Here is a 22,241-nt window from a genome sequence, read left to right on the forward strand (position 1 = left end):
ACGGAAACGGGGTGGCCGGTGCGGGTGTGCGGGTGTGCGGGTGTGCGGGTGTGCGGGTGTGGGGTGGTACGGGCCGGTGGGGGCCGGTCGCGGGTTGTGGGGTGGTGCGGGCCGGTGGGGGCCGGTCGCGCGGTTCCCCGCGCCCCTGGAGGGCGCGGTTGTGGGGTGCGTGCGGGCCGGTCGCGCTGTTCCCCGCGTCCCTGGAGGGGCGCTTCGGTCACGGGGTCTTCCTGTGCCGCCTCCATGGCGAGGCGTGGGGAATACCGGCGGGTGCGGGCTCGTTCTCCGGGTATAGTTGAACCGTAAACAACCTGGAGGGTGAGCGAGCATGCAGTTCGGGATCTTCACGGTCGGCGATGTCACGCCGGACCCCACGACGGGTCGGACGCCGAGCGAGCGGGAGCGCATCAAGGCGATGGTCGCGATCGCGCTGAAGGCCGAGGAGGTCGGGCTGGACGTCTTCGCGACCGGTGAGCACCACAACCCGCCGTTCGTGCCCTCGTCGCCGACCACCATGCTCGGTTACGTCGCCGCGCGCACGGAGAAGCTGATCCTCTCCACCTCCACCACCCTGATCACCACCAACGACCCGGTGAAGATCGCCGAGGACTTCGCGATGCTGCAGCACCTGGCCGACGGCCGGGTGGACCTCATGATGGGGCGCGGCAACACCGGCCCGGTCTACCCCTGGTTCGGCCAGGACATCCGGCAGGGCATCAACCTCGCCATCGAGAACTACGCCTTGCTGCACCGGCTGTGGCGCGAGGACGTCGTCAACTGGGAGGGCAAGTTCCGCACACCGCTGCAGGGCTTCACCTCCACCCCGAGGCCGCTGGACGGGATCGCCCCGTTCGTCTGGCACGGCTCGATCCGCTCGCCGGAGATAGCCGAGCAGGCCGCCTACTACGGTGACGGCTTCTTCCACAACAACATCTTCTGGCCCGCCGACCACACCAAGCGGATGGTCGAGCTGTACCGGGCCCGGTACGCCCACTACGGGCACGGCACGCCCGAGCAGGCGATCGTCGGCCTGGGCGGCCAGGTGTTCATGCGGCACAACTCGCAGGACGCGGTGCGCGAGTTCCGGCCGTACTTCGGCAACGCGCCGGTCTACGGCCACGGGCCCTCCCTGGAGGACTTCACCGACCAGACCCCGCTGACCGTCGGCACGCCCGAGCAGGTCGTCGAGAAGACGCTGGCCTTCCGGGAGTACGCCGGCGACTACCAGCGCCAGCTGTTCCTGGTCGACCACGCGGGGCTGCCGCTGAAGACGGTCCTGGAGCAGATCGACATGCTGGGCGAGGAGGTCGTGCCGGTGCTGCGCAAGGAGTTCGCGAACGGCCGTCCGGCAGACGTCCCGGAGGCGCCCACGCACGCTTCGCTGCTCGCCGCGGCCGCTTCGGAGGCCTCGGGGGCTTCGGGCGCGGAGAAGAAGGAGGTCGGGGCATGAAGCTCGTCGTCGTCTCGGCGGGACTGAGCGTGCCGTCGTCCACCCGGCTGCTGGCCGACCGGCTGGCGGCCGCGGTGGGCCGGCAGGCCGACGGTGTCGAGGTCGAGACGGTGGAGCTGCGCGACCTCGCGGTCGAGATCGCGCACAACTTCACCAACGGCTTCCCCGGACGCAGGCTGGCGGCCGCGCTGGAGGCGGTGACCGAGGCGGACGGCGTGATCGCGGTCACGCCGGTGTTCACGGCCTCCTACAGCGGCCTGTTCAAGTCGTTCTTCGACGTCCTGGACAAGGAAGCGCTGGTGGGCAAGCCGGTGCTGATCGCGGCGACCGGGGGCACGGCCCGGCACTCGCTGGTGCTGGAGCACGCGCTGCGGCCGATGTTCGCGTACCTGCGGGCGGTGGTCGCACCGACGGGCGTCTACGCGGCGTCGGAGGACTGGGGCGCGGAGGGCCTGGAGGACCGGATCGAGCGGGCCGCGGGGGAGCTGGCGGCGCTGATGACGGGGCTGACCGCTGCGCGGCCGGCGCAGCCGGAGGCTCTGCCGGTGGTGCCGTTCGAGGAACAGCTGGCGAGGCTGGCGGCGAGCTGAGGTCTGTGGATGCCCCGTACCCGTAAGGGGCGTGGGGCACTGCGCGACCAGCCCCCACCGGGGGACAGCGAAAACTCGACGCCCGTTGCCTCCGTGACGGTGAGAGCCAGGTAAAAAGGGTGATCGTAGGCCCGCTCACCCCGGCCGAACCGCCGGAGGCCTTGGCAGACTGGGTGCGTGTCCCAGACTGTGCTGCTCGCCGAAGACGACCGCGCCATCCGCCACGCCCTGGAGCGGGCCCTCACCCTGGAGGGTTATGAGGTGACGGCGGTCGCGGACGGTGTGGAAGCACTGGCACACGCCCACCGTGTCCGGCCCGACGTCCTCGTCCTCGACGTGATGATGCCCGGCATCGACGGCCTCCAGGTCTGCCGCGTCCTGCGCGCCGGCGGCGACCGGACCCCCATCCTGATGCTGACCGCGCTGGTCGAGACCGCCGACCGGATCGCGGGACTGGACGCCGGAGCCGACGACTACGTCGTCAAGCCCTTCGACGTCGAGGAGGTCTTCGCGCGGCTGCGGGCGCTGCTGCGGCGCACCTCCCCGGTGACCACCGGCGGCGGCTCGGGCGGCGCCGCCCCCGAACCCGGCCGGGAACCGCAGATCTCCGACCGGCAGGTCGAGGCGGCCGGGCTGCGGATGGACCTCCAGGCCCGCCGGGCCTGGCGCGGCCGGCGCGAGCTGGAGCTGACCCGCACCGAGTTCGAGCTCCTGGAACTGCTCGCCCGCAACGCCGGGATCGTCCTGGACCACTCCACGATCTACGACCGAATCTGGGGCTACGACTTCGGCCCCGGCTCCAAGAACCTCGCCGTCTACGTCGGCTACCTGCGCCGCAAGCTCGACGAGCCCGGCGCTCCGCAGCTGATCCACACCGTCCGGGGCGTGGGTTACGTGCTGCGGGAGGACTGAGTGGGCCGCCTCCAGCGGCTCCGGCGGGTGCTGGTCAGGCGTCGGCCCAGGCTCGTCTCCCTGCGCACCACCTTCGTCCTCTCCTTCGCGGCGGTCACCGCCGCCGTCACCATCGTCGTCGGCATCCTGTCGTACAACGCCGCCGCCCGGCTGGTCCGTGTCGACGAGCAGTCGGTGTTCACCCAGGTCGTCTCCGACGTGCAGGACGAGGTCAAGCAGGACCGGATGGTCCCGCAGGACTTCTTCTCCTCCTCCCGGCCGGGACACGACCTGGTCCGGCCGGTCCGCACCGACGTCCAGGTGCTCGGCGCGCGGGGCGAGATCGTCGACCACGGCAGCCCGGCGCTGCCCGTCACCGACACGGACCGGGCGGCCGCCATGGCCGCGGCGGCCGGGACGACGGCCCAGCACAAGGACGTCCGGGTCGGCGACGACCTGTACCGGATCGCCACGGTGGCGCTCGGCGACGGCCGGGGCGCGGTCCAGGTGGCGCAGGAGTTCAGCGACACGGAGGACCTGCTGCAGGCGCTGCAGCAGCGGACGCTGGCACTGATGGCGGCGGTGGTCGTGGCCGCGGGGCTGTTCGGCTGGTGGCTGGCCCGCCGGATCACCCGCCGGCTGGTGATTCTCACCTCCGCCGCGGAGGACGTGGCCAGGACCCGGCAGCTCGGCATCCAGGTCCCGGTGACGGGACTGGACGAGGTGGGCCGGCTGGGCAGGGCCTTCGACCGGATGCTGGGGCGGCTGGCCCAGTCGGAGGAGGACCAGAGGCGCCTGGTCCAGGACGCCGGCCACGAACTCCGCACCCCCCTGACCTCGCTGCGCACCAACATCTCCCTGCTCCGCCGTATCGACGAGCTGCCGCCCGCCACCCGCGACGAACTCGTCGCGGACCTCGGCCAGGAGGCCCGCGAGCTGACCGACCTGGTCAACGAGCTGGTCGACCTGGCGGCCGGGCAGTCCGATATGGAGCCGCCGCAGCGCGTCGACCTGGCCGACATCGCGGAGGACGTCGCCGGGCTGGCCCGCCGCCGCAGCGGCCGCGAGATCCTGCTGCGCGCCGCCGGTGACACGACCACCGACGGCCGCCCCGGCATGCTCCAGCGGGCCGTCTCCAACCTCGTCGAGAACGCGGCCAAGTTCGACCGGGACGGCAAGGCGCCCATCGAGATCAACGTCACCGGCCCCGCCCGGCCGGGCACGGTCCGCGTCGAGGTCCTCGACCGCGGCCCCGGTATCGCCGAGGGCGACCTGATCCGCATCTTCGACCGCTTCTACCGCGCCGCGGACGCCCGCTCGCTGCCCGGCTCCGGCCTCGGCCTCTCCATCGTCCGGGAGGTCGCGATGGCCCACGGCGGCGCCCCCTTCGCCTTCCGTCGAGCGGGCGGCGGCGCGGTGATCGGCTTCACGGTGGGCGGGGGGTTCGCGGGGGGCGGAACGCCGCGCGGGTGAACCGCCGCTCTCCGTCCCCCTCGGCCGTACGGTCGGGCCGAACCCTCTCGTCACGACCCCCAGGGAACCGTGAGGAAGCCCTCCGCCCGGGCGCTGGCCAAGCCGATGCGGGGGATGTCGCTGCTCCGCGCGAACAGCAGGTAGCGCGGTTCCCATATCGGGCGGTATTTCGCGTTGGCCCGGTACAGGGACTCGATCTGCCACCAGCGGGAGAAGAACGTCAGGGTCGCGTGCCAGAGGCGCAGGACCGGGCCGGCGCCGAGGCGGGAGCCGCGTTCGAAGACCGAGCGGAACATCGCGAAGTTCAGCGAGACCCGGTCCACCTTCAGGTCGGGTGCCTTGAGGAGGAGTTCCACGACCATGAACTCCATCAGGCCGTTCTCCGCGTCGCGGTCGCGGCGCATCAGGTCCAGGGAGAGGCCCTGTTCGCCCCAGGGGACGAAGCTGAGGAGGGCGCGGGGCACGTCGTCGGCGTCCCGGCACTCCAGCATGACGCAGCGGCCGTCCGCCGGGTCGCCGAGGCGGCCGAGCGCCATCGAGAAGCCGCGTTCCGTGGTGCCGTCGCGCCAGTGGTCGGCCCGGTCGATCAGCAGGGACATCTCGTCGGGCGGGATGTCCTCGTGGCGGCGGACGCGGACCGTGTAACCCGCCCGCCGGACGCGGTTGTGGGCCTGGCGGACCACGCGCATCGCGCGTCCCTCCAGGGTGAAGTCGGCGATGTCGACGATCGCCTCGTCGCCCAGTTCCAGGGCGTCCAGGCCGTGCCGGGCGTAGATCGTGCCCGCCTCCTCGCTCGCGCCCATGACCGCGGGGGTCCACGCGTGCTGCCGGGCCTCCGTCAGCCACGCGTCGATCGCGCCGGGCCACGCCTCCGGGTCGCCGATCGGGTCGCCGGAGGCGAGGCTGACCCCGCCGACGACGCGGTAGGTGACCGCCGCCTTGCCGGTGGGCGAGAAGATCGCCATCTTGTCGCGGCGCAGGGCGAAGTAGCCGAGGGAGTCGCGGGCGCCGTGCCGGTCCAGCAGACCCCTGAGCTTCGACTCGTCCTCGGCACTGAGCAGGCGGCGGCCGCGCGGGGAGCGGAAGCCGGCGTACAGGACCAGGCAGAAGGCGGCGGCGAGGAGGGCGTTGATGATGACGTCGGTCCAGCGCGGGGCGTGCACCGCGGTGACGTGGTCGGCGAGCGGGCCGACGCTGATGCCCCGCAGGAGCGTGTAGGCGATCTCGTCGGGGATGGTGGCGCCGGGGAGCTTGTTCGTGGCGTGGACGAGGAGCGTGCCCAGGACGCCGGTGACGGCCACGCCGCCCACGCCCACCGCCAGCGCCAGCCTCGGGTTCGACGGGTCGCCGACCGCGTCGAACTCCCGGCGGCTGACCAGCAGCGCGGCCACGAAGAGGCCGGTGAGGGCGGCGGAGGCCCAGTTGAAGGCGTGGGCGCGGTACTCGTGCTGGGTCAGAGCGAGGACGTAGAGGGCGAACAGGGGGGTGGACAGGACGACGTTGACCACCCACGCGGCGCGCTTGCGGCGACGCATCACCAGCACGAAGAAGATGGCGAGGGCGGCCGAGACCAGGCCGGCCGTGGCCAGGTACGGGGTGAAGAACTGGCCGGAGTGGTGGGCGTGCTGCCGGTGGAGGTGCAGGGTGAGGCGGCCGTTGTTGTGCTCGTCGACCTCCTGCCGGAACGGCAGGGACATGACCGCCGCTATGTTCAGTACGGCGATCAGCCGCAGGTACCAGACGGTGGCGTCGGCGGCCCGCCTGCGGAGTGCGCCGCCGGGGGTGGCGGCGGGACCGCGGCGGTCGGCGGACGCGCGCGCGGGGATCAGGGTCGACTGCTGTGCGGGCATGGGGACCGGTCACCTTGGGGGACGGGGACGGGGACGATGGCGGAGGGAGCTGACCCTACAGTCCGTAGGGTAACGGCGAGAGTCGGTGGGGAGGCCGGCCGTGGTGCGGAAGCGGTGCGGAAAACGGTGTGAAAGGGGGAGCCCCCCTTCTTACGGACGCTCCCGCGATTACGGATCCTCCCGCCCTTTCGGATGCTCCCGTTCCTGCGGACGTTCCCGTCCTTACGGATGCTCCCGTCCTTACGGATGCTCCCCTTCTGCGGATTCTCCCGTCCTTTGGGATGCTTCCTTTCCTGCGGACGTTCCCGTTCTTGCGGACGTTCCCGTTCCTGCGGCCGCTCCCGTTCCTACGGATGCTCCCGCTCGACCCGTCGTCGGGCCGCCAGTACCCACGCGAGGTTCCCGATCGCCGCGCCCGCCGCCACCGCCGCGACGATCACCCCGCCCGTCGCCAGCCCGTCGCTGAACAGGTGCGGGCGCCGGTCGAGGCTGTGCAGGCCGAAGCCGGACAGCTCGTACACGCCCACCGCCGCGACCAGCAGGCTCGCCACCAGCGCCGCCACCGTGGGGGCGAGGCTGCGCCGCGTCTCCTGTGTGTCCGTGCCGTGCATGAGTACCCCCGATGAGCTGACGAGCCGCCGTGGCCGATGGGGAACCTACAATACGTAGGGTCGGGAGAGCCTCAGGACGAGCGTATTCACGTCAGCGTGGACACGGGGGGCAGCGCGCCCCGGCCGGTGTCCTCGGTGTTCTCGGTCACAGCTTCCTGCGGTCGTGGTCCGCACGGGTGACGGCACGGCGTACGCGGGGCTGACGGCGCCGGACGAACCGGTGGTCTCCGCACCGGTACGGCTCGCCGCCGGGTCCCCTCCCTCGAGGAGCCCGGCGGCGGTGGAGCGTGCTGCTCTCGGCGGGGCTCAGCCGAACCGGCCCGCCACGTAGTCGGCCGTGCGCTGGTCCTGCGGGGAGTTGAAGACGGCGTCCGTGGCGCCGTGTTCGACGATGCCGCCCGGGGTGCCCTGCTCGGCCAGGAAGAACGCGCACTGCTGGGAGACACGCGCAGCCTGCTGCATGTTGTGGGTGACGATCACGATCGTGACCTGGCCGGCCAGGTCGTGGATGGTCTCCTCCACGCGGCGGGTCGAGGTCGGGTCAAGGGCCGAGCACGGCTCGTCCATCAGCAGCACCCGGGGGCGGACCGCCAGCGCCCGCGCGATGCACAGGCGCTGCTGCTGGCCGCCGGAGAGCGCGCCGCCCGGCTGCCGGAGCCGGTCGCGGACCTCCTTCCACAGGCCCGCGCGGGTCAGGGACTCCTCGACCAGCTCGTCCTTCTCCCGGCGGTTCACCTTCGTGCCGGTCAGCTTGAGGCCGGCCACCACGTTGTCGTAGATCGACATCGCCGGGAACGGGTTCGGCTTCTGGAAGACCATGCCGATCCTGCGGCGGGCGTCGGTCAGCCGCCACGACGGGTTGTAGATGTCCTCGCCCTCGAAGAGCACCTCGCCGCCGAACTGCGCCGAGGGGATCATCTCGTGCATCCGGTTGAGGGTGCGCAGGAACGTCGACTTGCCGCAGCCGGACGGGCCGATGAGTGCGGTGACCTCGCCCGCGGGCATGGTCAGCGACACCCGGCTGAGCACCTGGTGGGAGCCGAACCAGGCGGAGACGGCACGGGCTTCGAGGGTGGCGGGGGCGGGGCCGTCCACCACCGGGACGGCGGCGGGCAGTACGGCGGTGTCGGTCATGGCGGTGTCGCTCGTCGCGGACTCGGTCGTCGCGGTCTCGGTCATCTCATTCACCTGGTTCACAGCAGATTCGGCAGCAGTTCGGTGGTCCGCGTCGCGACCTGGAGGCCGAGCACCGCGACGACCGGGGCGAAGACGATCCATGTCTGGTGGCGGCCCCAGCGGTGCCAGGCCCAGACGGCGGCCACGGCGGTGAGCAGCAGCGCCTGCAGCCACATCACCAGCGGCCACGGCACCCCGGAGGGGCGGGCGAGGGGCTCCTCGGAGGCCGGCAGGGTGCCGGCGCGGATCACGGCCGACGGGGTCTGGAACGCCTCGGAGACCAGGTCGGCGTCGACGCGCAGGATGCCCGAGGGGGCGAACTTCGGGCCCGTCGCCGTGATCAGGACGAGGCGGCTCTTGCCGGCGGCGAGCGCGGTCGGTGCCGGGTCCCCGGCCCGTCGTACGTCGATGACCTGGAAGTCCGCCTTGCCCTGGCCGGTGATCACGGTGAAGGTGTCGCCGCTGGTCAGCTCGGAGAGCCTGCCGAACGGGCCGCCGTACGCACCCGCCCGGCCCATCAGCACGCTGGTGCCGGCCTGGCCGGGCATCGGGGTGTCCCGGCGGTGCCCGGGGCCGTCGGTCAGCACGGCGGAGTCGGTGCCCTCCAGGACGACCTGGCTCAGGCCCAGCTTCGGGATCTTGACGATCGCGAGCGGCGTGCCCGGTGCCAGCAGCTTGCCGTCCTGGCCGGTCTGGGCCACCGGGGCGGTGCCGAGGGCGAGTTGTTCGCGCAGCTGGTCGAAGTCGGCGTGCTGTGCGGCGTGTTGCTGGGCCCCGCTGACCACCAGCAGCTGCACGGTGATGCCGAGCAGCAGGGCGGCGAGGCTGAGCAGTCCGCCGCGCGAGAGGTGGCGGACGACGGTGAGGCTGCGGACGGGCCTGCGCGGCACGGCCGCGGCCAGAGCTTTCGGTGTCGGTACGGCGACGGTCACGGGGCCCGCCTCCTTCAAAAGACGAGTGCGGGGCCGCCGGGAACCTCGAGGCTCCCGGCGGGCCCGTCAGGGGGTTACTTGGAGGTGATGGTGAAGTTGGCGCCGGCCTTCGAGTTGACGGTCGAGGAACCGACGTAGAAGGCGTGCAGGGTGTGCTTGCCCTTGGCCAGCTTCGGCAGGGTGATGGTGACGTGGCCGCCGCTCAGGGTGCCGGTCGCGATGACCTTGGTGCCCTGGTAGATGCGGACGGTGCCGCCCGGGGTGGTGCCGGTCGCGGTGACCTTGACGGTGACCTTGCCCTTGGCGGTGTGGCTCACCGAGGTCGGGTGCGAGGTGGAGACCGCCGCCGACGCCTTGGTGATCTTCAGGGAGACGAGCGTGGAGGACGCGTTGAGCTTGGAGGTGCCCGGGTACGACACCGACAGCGAGTGCGTGGCGACCTTGAGGTGGTTCGACAGGCCGATGGAGACCTTGCCGGACGAGTCCAGGGTGCCGGTGCCGACGACCGTGGTGCCGTCCTTGACGGTGACCTTGCCGGTCGGCTTGACGCCGTGCGTGCCGGTGACCGTCACGGCGACCTTCGGGGTCTTGCCGTAGGCGGTGGTGGCGGTGGTGGCCTTGGTGGTGCTGGCGTACTTGACCGCACCGGTCCAGGTGGCCTCGGTGCCGGCGCCGACCAGGTTGTTGGCGGTGACGGTGACGCTGTAGGTGCCGGTGGCCAGATCGGTGAAGGAGAACGACGTCGTGGACTTCGGCAGGTCCTTCGTGCTGATGACGCCGCCGTCCGCGTCCTTCAGGGTGACCCGGTAGTCGGTCACCGGCAGGGCCGGGGTGATGGTGCTGGGGGTCCAGCTGAGCTTGAGGCCGGCGTCGCCGACCGTGGTCTTCAGGGTGGGCTTGTCGGGCGCGTTGCCCGTGGTGGTCGACTCCAGACCGCCGACCTTGGCGTGCTTGGCCAGGTTGATCGAGCCGTTGTACGACTCGTTCAGGAAGCCGAAGTCCGCGATGACGTCCTCGGCGGTGTCCGTGGCCATGGCGGCCTCGTGGTCGCCGCTGGTGACGAAGACGTCGTAGATGTCCTTGTTGAAGAAGATGCTGGTCGGGTCGATCGCCCGGCTCGGCACGACGTTGTAGACGTCACGGCCGAAGGTGGAGTTCTCGTAGTAGTGCGAGACCGGGGCGAGCTTGCCGTCCACGGTGGTCACCGGGCTGGTGACGCCACCGGTGTCGCCCGGCAGCTGGACGCTCGCCAGGTGCCCGCCCGCGGCGACCGCGGCGGAGCTGAAGTCGGGGGCGACGCCGTTGTTCTGCGCGATCCAGCTGCCCACGGAGAACGGGGCGAGCGCGCCGTCCTGGGTGAGGGCGGCGTTGGCCTGGTTCTCCTGGACGGTCGGCAGGGTGGTGTCGACCGTGCCCTCGGTCAGGCCGATCGCGGCGAGGAAGAACTTGCGGGTGCCGGAACCGAGCTGCGGCAGGACCGGGTGCAGGGTCTGGCCGTTCAGCGTGCGCGTGCCGCCGGCCTTGTAGATGTCGAACAGCTGGTCCTTCGTCAGCGTGTCCAGGCCGGTGCCGCGGACCGCGACGCCGACCGCGTCCCGCGCGAACGGGATGTAGGTCAGGGCGTTGCCCACCAGGTTGCTCGGGCCGCCGGAGGAGCGGGCGAAGTCCACCTGGCCCGCGACGGTGGTGTCGTTGAACTTGTCACCGGTCAGCGAGTCGCTGAGCGCCGTACGGCCCGGGCCCGAGCCGTTGGGGCGGTTGAAGGACGGGCCGCCGGAGCGGGTCTGGATGGTGGCGGAGCCGATCGCGTCGTAGGAGGCGAGGCCCGCGCCGGCGGACGACTTCACGGCCTTGTCGGCGTAGGAGGTGCCGTTGACGGTGTCGCCGGCCAGGGCGTTCATCACGTCCTGGGTGGTGTCGGAGCCCACGCCGACGAGCTGGCGGAAGGTGCCGGCGGGGGTGGGGTCGGCATACGCGGGGCTCGCCAGAGCCAGGCCGCCGGCCACCACTGCGGCGGCGACCAGGGCCGCCGTGGAGCGCGTTCTGCGCATCGAGTGTCTCCGTGACTGTGTGAAGGAGCGAGGAGAGAAGGGGATCTGGCAGGGTGGTGCGGGCCGTCCGCCCCGACTGCCTTTCGGGGCGGGCGGCCGTCTGTGGGGAGCACTTGGGCTCCGTGGGGCTTGTGACGCCCCTGAGGGAAGCGCCCCTTAGGGGCGCGGGGCCCTATCCATGTGCGGCTCCGCCGCGTGGGCGCGACCAGCCACGACGCACCCGAAGACGACGTAGCGTCGTTCGAGCGGTACTGATCGACAGCCGACGTCCGCCCGCGAAGGGCGCCCCGGCACCGGCGACCGCTCCGAGCGCGGCCCCCGCCGGAACGGCGTACCGCAGCGGGTTCGCCGGGTCCGCCGGGGTGTTGCCGGCCGCGGTTGTTTCCAACGCCGTGCCGCCGCCGAACGACGCCGACGCACTCGGCGAGGCGCCGGCGCCACCGGCCCCGGCGCCCGTGCCCGTGCCGCCGACGGCACCCGTGCCTCCGGTGTCCCCTGCGGAGCCGGGCGCGCCGCCACCGGAGGTGTCCGTGCCGCCGCCGTCCGCCGAGCCGCCGTCGTCGGCCGGGCTCGGACCGGTGTAGTGGATCAGTGCGTCGGCCGCCTTGTCGGTCCGGGTGCGCAGCTTCTTCGGCAGCGGGGCGTAGCCGACGGGCAGCCGGCCCGGGTCGTCGCCGGTGATCTGGCCGTTGCCCGCCGCGTACTTGAGCAGGTAGGCGTAGTCTTGGCGGGCGGCCTTGCTCACCTTGCCGGGGCGGACCGCCGCGTAGACCAGCTGGGCCAGCGGGTAGGCGTCCTTGGCCGTCGCCCCGGACGGAGTGATCTCGGCGAGTCCCTTGCCGGAGGCGCTCGCGGCGGCGGACGTCAGGGCGTTCTCCGTCGGCCCGACGAACTTTCCTGCCGCGTTGCGCAGGCGGGCGGTCTGCAGACCGTACCGGGTGGCGGACGCCGCGTCGGTGACGGTGATGAGGAACCGGGAACCCACGGTCTGCGGGCCGGGGCTCTTGTACGCGGGCGGGGTGGCCAGCGGGTCCCAGGTCGACTTCCACAGGCCGTCGGCGCGACGGGTGTGCAGCGCGCCGGCGTGCATGTCGTCGACGTACGGATGGAAGTCGATCATGCACTGCTTCTGGGTGGCGCCGCTGCCGGCCGGGATGGTGCACCAGGGGTCGCTCTTCGGGTAGTCGTCCGTCTGGGACGGGTCGAAGGCGACGCCGGTCGGGTTGAGGTCGGTGTTGGTGGAGTAGTACGGGTTGATCCGCATGCCCCAGTCGTCCGGGACACCGGCGAGGAACTGCCGGGCGTCCTTGTCGGACACGATCCACTGCCACAGCGCGCGGGCCGAGTCGGAGTGGCCCAGCGAGGTGAGCAGGTCGGTGTCGGTGGCGGGGGTCTCGGCGACCGACAGATGGGCGAACTCGGGGTTCAGTTCGATGAACTCGGGGTCGGTGGCGAGACCGGCCGGGTTGTTCTTCGCCCAGCCGTACCCCTTGGCGGCGGTGCCGTTGATCACCGCCTGCCAGGCGGAGTTGCGGTACGACTCGGTGAGCAGTTTGGCGGCCAGACGCGGGGTGATGTCGATCGACTCGATCTTGGTCCCGGCGAGTTTGTTCTCCGACTCGGGAGCGTCGGACCTGGGCCTTCGTTCGATCGTGAAGGCGATCACGGTTCCCGAGAGCGCGACCGGCGCGTACGACGTCGTACCCGGGGGCGCGGTCGTGGCCAGGTCGGAGCCCAGCGCTCGGGTGGTGAAGGCGAGGCCGAAGGAGCCGTCGTTGCCGAGCCGGGTGCGGGCGTCGGGTTCGCCCATCTCCGTGTAGCCGTAGACCTTGCCGGCCGCGCACAGGGCGCCCTGCCAGCTGGTCATGGCGTCGGCGGCGAGTTCGCTGCCGGCGGTGGGGCGCTCGTCGGCGCCCAGGGCGCAGTTGGTGCCCACGCTGTTGAAGTCCAGCTTGACGGCGATCCGGTTCTTCCAGTTGGTGGAGGAGACCGGGGAGCCCGCGTTGACCTGGCTCTGGTCGGCGTACGGCTTGCCGTCGAGGTCGAGACGACCCTGCGGGACGATCACCAGCCAGCAACTGCGCGGCTTGGTGGCGCCGTCGACCGTCACGGGCATTCCACAGCCCAGATGCGGTGCTTCGTTGGCGGTCTGGACCTCGAAGAACTCCTTGCCGGTGCCGTCGGCACCGGTGCGGGCGAAGTCGACCTCGTTGGTGGTGTTGTGGTTGAAGTAGGGGTTGTTCTGGGTGTTGCTGGTGACGATGTCGCCGCTCACCGGCTTGAAGGGGACCTCGCCGGGGGCGTTGGGGTTGCCGGCGCCGAAGCGGTTGTCCTGGCCGTAGTTGGTGGGGTCGGCGTTGTAGAAGACCCGGCGGGTGTCGTCGTAGTCGTTGCCGGGCCAGCTGCCGCGGTCCGTGGTCGGCGAGGCGCCGTACTGGCACTGGGTGCGTGCCGGGCCGGGGTTGGACGGGACCGTGCCGTCGTCGTCGCCCCAGCACTGCATGATCTGCACGAAGTCGGTGTTGAACTGGGTGCCCGCGAAGGTGGTCGGGGCGCCGCCGGACCAGCTGACCGTGACGGCCTGGCTGGTGAGGTGGGTGGTCTGGGAGACCGTGAACTTCATGTCCTTGAACTCGCCGCGCCCGGAGACGGTCACGGCGGAGCCGGTGGCCGCGGTGGCGGTGGGGGCGGTCTGGGCGACCGCGAGTCCGGCGAGGGCGCCGATCGTGGCGCCGGCGAGCAGGCGTATCAGCGCGTTGCGCATCCGGGCGCGTCTCATCGCGAACTCCCGTCCTCGGAGCGGCCGTTGCCGGTGCCGTCGGCCTTGCTGCCGACCAGCCGGGAGACCAGCGAGGGCAGCAGGAGGAGGCCGAAGACCAGGACCGCGGCCAGCAGCATCAGCGTCTGGGTGGCCGTCCAGCCGTGCGCGGTGGCCACGGCGACCGGCTGGGCGAGGGCGACGGTGCCGCCGGCCGTCGTACCGCCGGACGAACTGGTGCCGCCGGAGCCGGTGCCGTCCGGGGAGATGGTCTGCCCGGTGTCGGGGTCGACCGAGGGCGTGGCGCTGCTCCCCCCTGCGGAGCCGCCGCTGTCGGAGCCCGTGCCGCTCGCGCCGCCGGAACCGGTGCCGCCGCTGCCGCCGGAGGCCCCGCCGCCGTTGCCGCCGGTGCCGGACTTGGTGCCGCCGGTACCCGTGGTGCAGGGCGCGGCGCCCTTCTTGTCACAGGCGGCGGGGTAGGGCGCGGTCTGGGCGAGCCGGTTCTGGCCGCTGGCCGTGAAGGTCGGGTTGTTGCAGTTCTTGATGTTGATGTTCCGCGCCTGCACACCCGGGATCCGGCGGATCTGGTCGAAGCCGGCCTGCACGAGGTTGATCGGGAGCGGCGAGTAGCCGAGCTTTGGTGCCTGTTGCTGTCCCTGGCACATGAAGTAGTAGGAGAAGGCGCCGAGCGTCTTGCCCTTGACCTTGGTGAAGGTGCCCTGCACCTTCAGCGGCAGGATCATGTACGAGTAGCTGGACAGCGGGTAGTTGCGCTTGTCGGAGTCGTTGTAGACGCCGTCGAGCTGCTGGGTGAGGTAGTCCGCCGAGCTCTTGTTGGTGTTGATCTTCGCCTTGAGGAGCGAGACCGCCACGTTCTGCGGGGTGGGCTCGGTGTAGTAGCCCGCGTGGTTCAGGACCTTGGCGACCGGGTAGTGCGCGTTGAGCGCGTAGGAGTAGTTGACGTACCCGATCGCGCCCTCGCCGTAGTTCTGGGCGACGTAACCGGCGACACCGAGGTCACCGGACTGGGCGATCATGCCGGAGACGGTGGGGTAGTACGAGGTCTGCCCGCAGGAACCGGACCGGCCGACCTTCGCGCAGTACGCGTTCCACAGCGACCTGTGCTGGTTCGCCATCCACATCGTGAACTGGGCGGTGGAGCCGGAGCCGTCGGAGCGGACCACCGGGACGATGACGCGGTGCGGCAGCTGGAGGCCGGGGTTGTCGGCCTTGATCACCGGGTCGTCCCAGGTCTTGATCGCCCCGGTGAAGATCTTGGTGACCACGTCTCCGGAGAGGCGGAGGTTGGTGACCCGCTTGCCGTTGACGGTGAGGTGGTACATGAAGACGGTGCCGCCGGCGACGATCGGCATGTAGGCGTAGGAGCCGCTCGCGGGGCGCTCGGCCGCGCTGCCGTCGGTGGGTCTGGTCTGGAAGGGGATGTCGGAGACGGCGAAGTCGACGGTCCCGGAGAGGAACTGGCGGCGGCCGTCGGAGGAACCGGTGCCGGCGTAGCTGATCCGCATGCCGTACTGGTTGACGGCGCGACGCCATTCGTCGACGGCGTTCTCGGCCCAGGTCGAGCCGGCGCCGGCGATGGGGGTGTAGCTGTCGGCGGACGCGCTCTGCGTGAGGCCGATGACGGTGAGGGGGGTCAGGATGCTGAGCAGCGCGGCGAGAATGCCCAGCCGTCTCAGGGCGTTGAGGAGCTGGCTGGACATCAGTGGCTGTCTCCGTCCGTGGGGCCGTGTTCGGCCTCGTTGTCGGGTGCGGGTGTGTGGGGGCTGGTCGCGCCGTTCCCCGCGCCCCCTTCGGGGCGCTCGGTCTCAGCGGCGTCTTCGGAGGAAGCGGGCTCGAACAACTCCGGTCCCGGCGTGCGAAGTTCCGTGAACCTCTGCGCATCCCTGCGCGAGGCCCGCGCCGCCCTCTTCGCCTGGCGCTTGTTCTGGTGACCGGGGCCGCGGCCACCGATCACCCGGGCGATCGCGAAAAGGACCAGGACCAGGGCCATCAGGACCGCCGCCGAGCCGAAGCCGCGGGCGATCATCGTCGGCTCGGGGGACTTGACGAAGTTGAAGACGGCGAGCGGGAGGGAGATCATCGGGCCGCTCGTCGGGTCGGCGTTGAGCGCCGCCGTGAAGCCCGCCGTGAGCAGGACCGGGGAGGTCTCGCCGATGCCGCGGGCCGTGCCGAGGATGACGGCGGTGGCGAGACCGGAGCGAGCCGTCGGCAGGACCACGTGCCACACCGTCCGCCAGCGCGGGGCGCCGAGGGCCTCCGACGCCTCGGTCAGGTTGCCCGGCACCAGGCGCAGCACCACGTCCGCCGCGCGGATCACGATCGGCAGCATCATCACGCTGATCGCGAAGCCGGCCGCCAGACCCGACTTCTGCATGCCGAGGCCGAGGATCCAGACCGCGTACACCATCAGACCGGCCACGATCGACGGCAGCGCGGTCATCGCCTCGACGATCGTACGGACGAACCGCGAGAAGCGGCCGCGGATCTGGTTGAGGTACACCGCGCAGGCCAGTCCCAGCGGGACCGTGATCGCCAGCGCGATGGTGATCATGATGAGGGTGCCGAGCATGGCGTGCGCGATGCCGCCGTGGGTCAGCGGGTCCAGCGGGCCCGCCGCCTGCATGTCCTGGGTGAAGAAGTTGCCGTGCGGCAGGGCCTCCCGGCCGCGCCACGCGGTGAAGCCGACGACCATCGCGAGCGCGAGGAACATCAGCCCGCCCGCGGTCCACAGGACGACGGTCATCACCCGGTCCCGTACCGCCTGCCCGTCCTCCTCAAGGCCTGTCAACACCGCGTAGATACCTACGAATGAAAGGTATGCGGTGACGAAGAATCCCAACGCCCCGGAGAACGGGGCGAGTTCACCGAAGAGCAGGACGGCGGTGCACAGCCCGGAGGCGGCCGCGCCGAACAGCGACAGCACCCCGGAGCGGGTGAGCCCGCCGATCCGGCGCGGTACGTCGGGGAGTTCGGCGGCGATGTCGTGCGGGGTGCCGTCCGCGGGCACGTCCCGGGGGGCGTCCTGCGGAACGTTCTTCTCAAGGTCTACGACGGTCATCGTCACGCCTCGCTCTGCGCGCCGGACCGTGACCGCGCCACGATCGAGGAGGCGGTGAAGTTGACCGCCAGGGTGAGCAGGAACAGCGCCAGACCCGCGGCCATCAGCGCCGACATGCCGAAGGTGGAGGCATCGCCGTAGTGCAGGGCGATGAGGGAGGAGACCGAGTTCGAACCGGTCTGCAGGATGTGCGGCTGGATCACGAAGACCGGGGAGATGATCAGGTAGACCGCGATGGTCTCGCCGAGCGCCCGGCCCAGGCCCAGCATGGTGCCGCCGATGATCCCGCCCATGCCGTACGGCAGGACGACCGCGCGGATCATGCCCCAGCGGGTGGCGCCGAGCGCGTAGGCGCCCTCGCGTTCACCGGCCGGTGCCTGGGCGAACACCTCGCGCATCACCGAGCACTGGATCGGCGCGACCATCAGGGCGACGACGATTCCGGCGACGAAGGTGGAGGCGGTGTAGACGCTCTGGGAGGAGAGGGGTTCGCCCGGCTGGACGCCGTCGACGTGCAGGAACGGGATCCACCCGAACCAGTCCGACAGCCAGCGGGAGAGCCCGATCACGTGCTCCTGGAGGAAGAACAGTCCCCACAGGCCGTAGACCACGGAGGGCACGGCGGCCATCAGGTCCACCATCGTGACGAGCGTGCGGCGCAGGGGCCGGGGCGCCACGTCCGAGATGAACAGGGCGGTGCCGAGGGCCAGCGGCACGCTGATGGTGACCGCGACGGCGGCGATGAGCAGCGTGCCGGTGAGCACGGCCGCGATGCCGAACCGGTGCACGTCCGGCTGCCATTCGGCGGTCGTGAGGAAGGCCCAGACGCCTCTGGCCCGCAGCGCCTGCCCGGCCCGGAGCAGCAGGAACAGCCCTACGGCGGCCATGATGGCAAGGACGATGCCACCCGTGGCCGTCAACTGGTACCGGAACATCCGGTCCCCGAGCCCCCGGGCAGCGGACAGCCGCCTGGGCACGGGTCTTTCGGATTCCGCCCCGGCGGAACCCTCGAGCGCGGACACCACTGTGCCCCCCCTATACGAAACGATTCTCCCCACACGGCCCCGAATGGGGTGCCGCGCGGGGAGAGTCAATGGCCGGTTCCTTGCGCACCAGCGCGTCGAATGTGGAGAACAGGTGAACTGTTCATGCCATTTCGGTGGGGGAGATGTGGGCGCTTGTGTACTGGGGGGTCAGGCGGGACCGACGCCGGCGGGGCGGTGTGCCGGTGTGGAGGCGGGTGCGGGCGGGGCCGGTTCGGCCCTGCGCCGGGCCGGGCGGTTCGGCCGTGGGCCGGGAGACCGGGCCGGGGCTCGGGTGTGGCCCGGCTCAGTGGCCTGCGGCGGCCTTGTCCAGGGTGCGTTTGACGGCGTCCTCGTTTCGGCCGAGCACCGCCTTCTCCAGGCTGTGGTCGTCGTGCCGGGAGAACCGCTCGCCCTCGGCCACGTCCTCCTTGCTCAGCACCCGTCCGCACCACTCGCCCTGGTCGCCGGTGTGGTCGTCGAAGGGCACGGCCCCGCCCTCGCCGAGGACCACCCAGCCGCCCTCGCGCCAGCGCAGGGCGAGCAGATAGGTGTGGCCGGCCTGGAGCCGGGGCGCGTCGGTGGCCAGCTGTGCCACCCGGGTGCCGCTGGACCGGTAGACCTCCCAGCCCGGTGCGACCATGTCGAATTCCGAGCCGACGGTGTGCCGGGGTGAGCTGCGGGACCACAGGCGGCTCTCGGTCCGGAAGCTCACCAGCCGGTCCATCGCGTACGCGATCGACCCCTTGCTGTAGTTCCGCCGGTTGGTCTCCCGCTCCCGGACCGGGCTGGCGACGACGACATGATCGGCGTACGACACCCAGTCCCGCGCGGTCTGCGACGGATAGAGGTCCCCCGACGTCCCGCACCCGGCCACCGACTCCAGCCCCGGTCCGCCGACCAGCACCCCGGCGACGATCCCGACGGCGGCCAGAACCGCGGCGACGGACCGCCCCGGCACACGCCGAGGCATGACAGACCGTTCCCCCATGATGAAAACGCCCCCCAGTGCGCAAGAACCAGTCCCCGCGGAGCCGGACCCGGTCAAGATCCGCAACCGCGATGATCACCCTAGGCACGGTCCGGCGAAAGTGAACAAGAGTCACCTCGGTCCGGCACAGAACTGTGACGCGGGGCGGTATGCCAGGCGTGTCACAGGCGACCCTGATGCGAGCGCCGGGCGGGCCGGGTATAGCGTCGCGCAGTGGGTCTGACCGTTTCGTCCCGACGGTGGGGCCGTAGGGCCATGAGGCCGTGGGGCCGAGGGACCCAGAGACCCGAGGAGGGTGAGCGGGATGGCCGAGCTGACCGCGGGCCGGCTGCTGACGTCGTGGCAGCTGGACGTACCGGCGCTGCTGCTGGTCGTGGTGCTGGGCGGGCTGTACGGCTGGGGCGTGCTGCGGGTACGCGCCAAGGGCGAGCCCTGGTCGCCGGCCCGCACCGCCGCCTTCACGGTCCTGGGCCTGGGCGCGCTGGTGGTGGCGACGATGTCGGCCCTCGCCGTCTACGACCACGCGCTGTTCTGGCCGGCCGCCGTCCAGAACATCCTGCTCGACCTCGTCGCACCGCTGGGCCTGGCGCTGGGCGACCCGCTCCGTCTCGCGGTGCAGGCGCTCCCGGAGCCCGCGGCGGCCCGGCTCCGCCGCACGATGACCGGCCGGGTGCTGCGCCTCCTGACCTTCCCCCTGGTCAGCACGGCGCTGGTGCTCGCCACCGAGCTGACCATCTACTTCACCCCGTACTTCGGTACCGCCCTGCGGGTGGGCTGGCTGCACGAGCTGATGTACCTGCACCTGCTGGCGGCGGGCTGCCTGTTCGTCGTACCGGTGCTGACCCGGGAGGAGACCCTCCCCGCCTGGTGCACCCACCCGGTCCGGGCGGGCCTGGTCTTCCTGGACGGCGTGATCGACGCGATCCCGGGCGTGGTCGTCATGACGCACGGCACGCTGATCGCCGGTGCCTGGTATCTGCACCACCACCCGTCCTGGTCCCCGGACGTCCGGCAGGACCAGCAGATCGGCGGCGGCGCGATGCTGAGCATCGCCGAGCTGGTCGCGCTGCCGTTCCTGCTGACGATCCTGTTCCAGTGGGCGCGGGCGGAACGGGTGCAGACGGCGGCCCTGGACCGCCACCTGGACCAGCAGCACGCCGCCGCCGCGGTCCCTGCCCCCGCTCCGTCCGCCCGGCCCGCCGCGTCCGCCCAGCCCGCCGCGTCCGCCGAACGGGTCCGTCCCTGGTGGGAGACGGAGAAGAACGAGGTGGCCGCGAGGATCCGCCGCCAGCACGGCGAGCCCGACGAGCAGTGACGCGATGCGAGTGACTGCGATGCGAGTGGCTGTGAAGTGAGTGGCTGTGAAGTGAGTGGCTGCGATGCGAGTGGCTGTGAAGTGAGTGGCTGCGATGCGAGTGACTGCGATGCGAGTGACTGCGATGCGAGTGACTGTGAAGTGAGTGGCTGTGATGCGACTGACTGTGAAGTGAGTGACTGTGATGCAGGAGTGACACCAGAGGTGCCCGGAACTGCAACCCCGGTGGGGGAAAACGCGTCCAACTGACGTGGCTCAGTTGCTCGATGAAATGGACGCGATGGAACGCCCCCTGGCTCGCCGGATCGCGGGGTGGGCTCCCGGGCGTCCCCCCGTCGACGTCCGCGAGCGACTTGTCCCGCCGTTTCCGGAACCGTCACCCCGCCTGGGGACGCTTGCCGGGCTCGCGCCCGCGGCGGCGGTCCGCGTCGCGAGGGCGATGGAGTGGCTGGGGCCGGTACTGGTCGCCGTACTGGCGGGGGCGATCCGGTTCTGGCGGCTCGGCCGGCCGCGGGAGATCGTCTTCGACGAGACCTACTACGCCAAGGACGCCTGGTCGCTGCTGCACCTCGGCTACGAGGGCACCTGGCCGGACCGCAAGATCGCCGACCCGCAGATCCTCGCCCACCCGCAGGTGATCCCGCTCTCCGACGCGGGCTCCTTCGTCGCGCACCCGCCGACCGGCAAGTGGGTGATCGCCCTGGGCGAGGGGCTGTTCGGCCTCACCCCGTTCGGCTGGCGCTTCATGACCGCCCTCCTGGGCACCCTGTCGGTCCTGATGCTGTGCCGGATCGGGCGCCGCCTGTTCCGGTCCACCTTCCTGGGCTGCCTGGCCGGCACGCTGCTGGCGGTGGACGGCCTGCATGTCGTGATGAGCCGTACCGCGCTGCTGGACCTCGTCGTGATGGTCTTCGCCCTGGCGGCGTTCGGCTGCCTGCTGGTCGACCGGGACCGGGCGCGGGCCCGGCTCGCGGCGGCGCTGCCGGCCGGCGCGGACGGCCGGGTACGGCCCGACGGAGACACCGGGGACCGTGCGGGAACGGGCCGGCGGCCCTGGCGGCTCGCGGCCGGTCTCTTCCTGGGCCTGGCCGCCTCCACCAAATGGAACGGCCTGTACTTCCTGGCCTTCTTCATGGTCCTGACCGTGCTGTGGGACGTCGGTGCGCGCCGGGTGGCGGGGGCCCGCCACCCGTACCGGGCGGTGCTGCGCAGGGACCTCGGCCCCTCGCTGCTCTCCCTCGCGCCGGTCGCCGTCGTGACCTACCTGGTGACCTGGACCGGCTGGTTCCTGTCCGACGACGGCTGGGGGCGTCACTGGGCGGACGGCCGCGGCGGTACCTGGTCGTGGATCCCGGCCCCGCTGCGCAGCCTGTGGCACTACGAGTACCTGGTGTACCAGTTCAACGTGGGGCTGCACACACCCCACAAGTACCAGTCCAATCCGTGGAGTTGGCTGGTCCTCGGCCGCCCCGTGCTGTTCTCCTACGACTCGCCGGAACCCGGCGAGGACGGCTGCCACGCAGCGTCCGCCTGTACCCGGACGGTCCTCGCCCTGGGCACCCCGGTCCTGTGGTGGGCCGCGTGCTGCGCCCTGGTCTATCTGCTCTACCGCTGGGCACTGCGCCGCGACTGGCGGGCCGGCGCCGTCCTGTGCGCGGTCGGCGGCGGCTATCTGCCGTGGTTCCTGTACCAGGACCGTACGGTCTTCTCCTTCTACGCGGTCGTCTTCGTGCCCTACCTGTGCCTGGCCGTGACGATGATGATCGGAGCCGTACTGGGACCGCCGGGCTCGGCGGAACGGCGGCGGCAGACCGGCGCGGTGGCCGCGGGCGTACTGGTCCTGCTCATCGCCTGGAACTTCGTCTACTTCTTCCCGATCTACACCGGCCAGACCATCCCGTACTCCGGCTGGCAGGCCAGGATGTGGCTCGACAGCTGGATCTGAGGGCCGGAGTGAGCGCAGGCCCCGCGCTTCCCAAGTCGGCCCCTGTGCAAGGCAGATGAGGAGCCCGAGTACGATCACGGCGAACTCGCTCTGCACTTCTCACCGGC

The 22,241-nt window shown here is 71.4% G+C and carries 16 protein-coding genes and 1 pseudogene; 7 read left to right on the plus strand and 10 right to left on the minus strand.

Going from position 1 to position 22,241, the window contains the following annotated elements:
* Positions 1–328: 328 nt before the first annotated feature.
* The 4 genes from ACWDGI_RS00195 to ACWDGI_RS00210 all read left to right on the plus strand — a co-directional run bounded on the left by ACWDGI_RS00195 (position 329) and on the right by ACWDGI_RS00210 (position 4,404).
* A complete protein-coding gene (locus ACWDGI_RS00195) occupies positions 329–1,450 on the plus strand; it encodes an LLM class flavin-dependent oxidoreductase (RefSeq protein WP_450753809.1) in 1,122 nt (373 codons plus the stop codon).
* Complete coding sequence (locus ACWDGI_RS00200) at positions 1,447–2,040, plus strand: FMN reductase (RefSeq protein WP_450753811.1); 594 nt, start codon at positions 1,447–1,449, stop codon at positions 2,038–2,040. The genes ACWDGI_RS00195 and ACWDGI_RS00200 overlap by 4 nt, the downstream gene beginning before the upstream one ends.
* A gap of 189 nt (positions 2,041–2,229) precedes the next feature.
* The gene (locus ACWDGI_RS00205; RefSeq protein ID WP_450755237.1) at positions 2,230–2,952 is read left to right on the plus strand and encodes a response regulator transcription factor; all 723 of its coding nucleotides are present in this window, start codon (positions 2,230–2,232) and stop codon (positions 2,950–2,952) included.
* Entirely contained in the window at positions 2,953–4,404 is a 1,452-nt protein-coding gene (locus ACWDGI_RS00210; RefSeq protein WP_450753813.1) for a HAMP domain-containing sensor histidine kinase, read from the plus strand.
* A gap of 50 nt (positions 4,405–4,454) precedes the next feature.
* On the opposite strand, the gene ACWDGI_RS00215 is transcribed toward ACWDGI_RS00210, so the two are convergent.
* The 10 genes from ACWDGI_RS00215 to ACWDGI_RS00260 form a co-directional block, all read right to left on the minus strand.
* Entirely contained in the window at positions 4,455–6,254 is a 1,800-nt protein-coding gene (locus tag ACWDGI_RS00215; RefSeq protein WP_450753815.1) for a phosphatidylglycerol lysyltransferase domain-containing protein, read from the minus strand.
* Positions 6,255–6,601: 347 nt separating this feature from the next.
* Positions 6,602–6,865: a hypothetical protein gene (locus ACWDGI_RS00220; RefSeq protein WP_450753817.1), complete on the minus strand. Its 264-nt coding sequence runs from the start codon at positions 6,863–6,865 to the stop codon at positions 6,602–6,604.
* 306 nt (positions 6,866–7,171) lie between these two features.
* Positions 7,172–8,044 carry a phosphate ABC transporter ATP-binding protein PstB gene (gene pstB, locus ACWDGI_RS00225; RefSeq protein ID WP_450753819.1) on the minus strand — a complete coding sequence of 291 codons (873 nt, stop codon included), beginning with the start codon at positions 8,042–8,044 and terminating at the stop codon, positions 7,172–7,174.
* Positions 8,045–8,058: 14 nt separating this feature from the next.
* Positions 8,059–8,973: a sortase gene (locus ACWDGI_RS00230; protein ID WP_450753821.1), complete on the minus strand. Its 915-nt coding sequence runs from the start codon at positions 8,971–8,973 to the stop codon at positions 8,059–8,061.
* Positions 8,974–9,047: 74 nt separating this feature from the next.
* Entirely contained in the window at positions 9,048–11,024 is a 1,977-nt protein-coding gene (locus ACWDGI_RS00235; protein WP_450753823.1) for an Ig-like domain repeat protein, read from the minus strand.
* 172 nt (positions 11,025–11,196) lie between these two features.
* Positions 11,197–13,803, minus strand: a complete 2,607-nt coding sequence (locus ACWDGI_RS00240; RefSeq protein WP_450753825.1) for a hypothetical protein — start codon at positions 13,801–13,803, stop codon at positions 11,197–11,199.
* Positions 13,800–15,503 carry a phosphate ABC transporter substrate-binding protein PstS gene (locus ACWDGI_RS00245; protein ID WP_450753827.1) on the minus strand — a complete coding sequence of 568 codons (1,704 nt, stop codon included), beginning with the start codon at positions 15,501–15,503 and terminating at the stop codon, positions 13,800–13,802. Before ACWDGI_RS00245 ends, ACWDGI_RS00240 begins: the two co-directional genes overlap by 4 nt.
* Positions 15,503–16,861 (minus strand): phosphate ABC transporter permease PstA, encoded by a 1,359-nt coding sequence (gene pstA / locus ACWDGI_RS00250; protein WP_450753829.1) that lies wholly within the window; start codon positions 16,859–16,861, stop codon positions 15,503–15,505. The genes ACWDGI_RS00245 and pstA overlap by 1 nt, the downstream gene beginning before the upstream one ends.
* Positions 16,862–16,863: 2 nt before the next feature.
* Positions 16,864–17,838: a phosphate ABC transporter permease subunit PstC gene (gene pstC, locus ACWDGI_RS00255; RefSeq protein ID WP_450753831.1), complete on the minus strand. Its 975-nt coding sequence runs from the start codon at positions 17,836–17,838 to the stop codon at positions 16,864–16,866.
* 352 nt (positions 17,839–18,190) lie between these two features.
* Positions 18,191–18,856, minus strand: a complete 666-nt coding sequence (locus ACWDGI_RS00260) for a hypothetical protein (protein ID WP_450753833.1) — start codon at positions 18,854–18,856, stop codon at positions 18,191–18,193.
* A 322-nt stretch (positions 18,857–19,178) separates the two neighbouring features.
* Between ACWDGI_RS00260 and ACWDGI_RS00265 the strand changes: the two genes are divergently transcribed.
* The 3 genes and pseudogenes from ACWDGI_RS00265 (at position 19,179) to ACWDGI_RS00275 (ending at position 22,134) form a co-directional block, all read left to right on the plus strand.
* Entirely contained in the window at positions 19,179–20,189 is a 1,011-nt protein-coding gene (locus tag ACWDGI_RS00265) for a cytochrome c oxidase assembly protein (protein WP_450753835.1), read from the plus strand.
* Between the two features lie 21 nt (positions 20,190–20,210).
* A pseudogene (locus tag ACWDGI_RS00270) lies at positions 20,211–20,438 on the plus strand (hypothetical protein); the annotation flags it as partial.
* A gap of 31 nt (positions 20,439–20,469) precedes the next feature.
* On the plus strand, positions 20,470–22,134 hold the full coding sequence (locus ACWDGI_RS00275; RefSeq protein WP_450753837.1) for a dolichyl-phosphate-mannose--protein mannosyltransferase: 1,665 nt from the start codon (positions 20,470–20,472) through the stop codon (positions 22,132–22,134).
* The last annotated feature ends 107 nt before the right edge of the window (positions 22,135–22,241 follow it).

Source organism: Streptomyces sp. NPDC001220 (assembly GCF_053597895.1).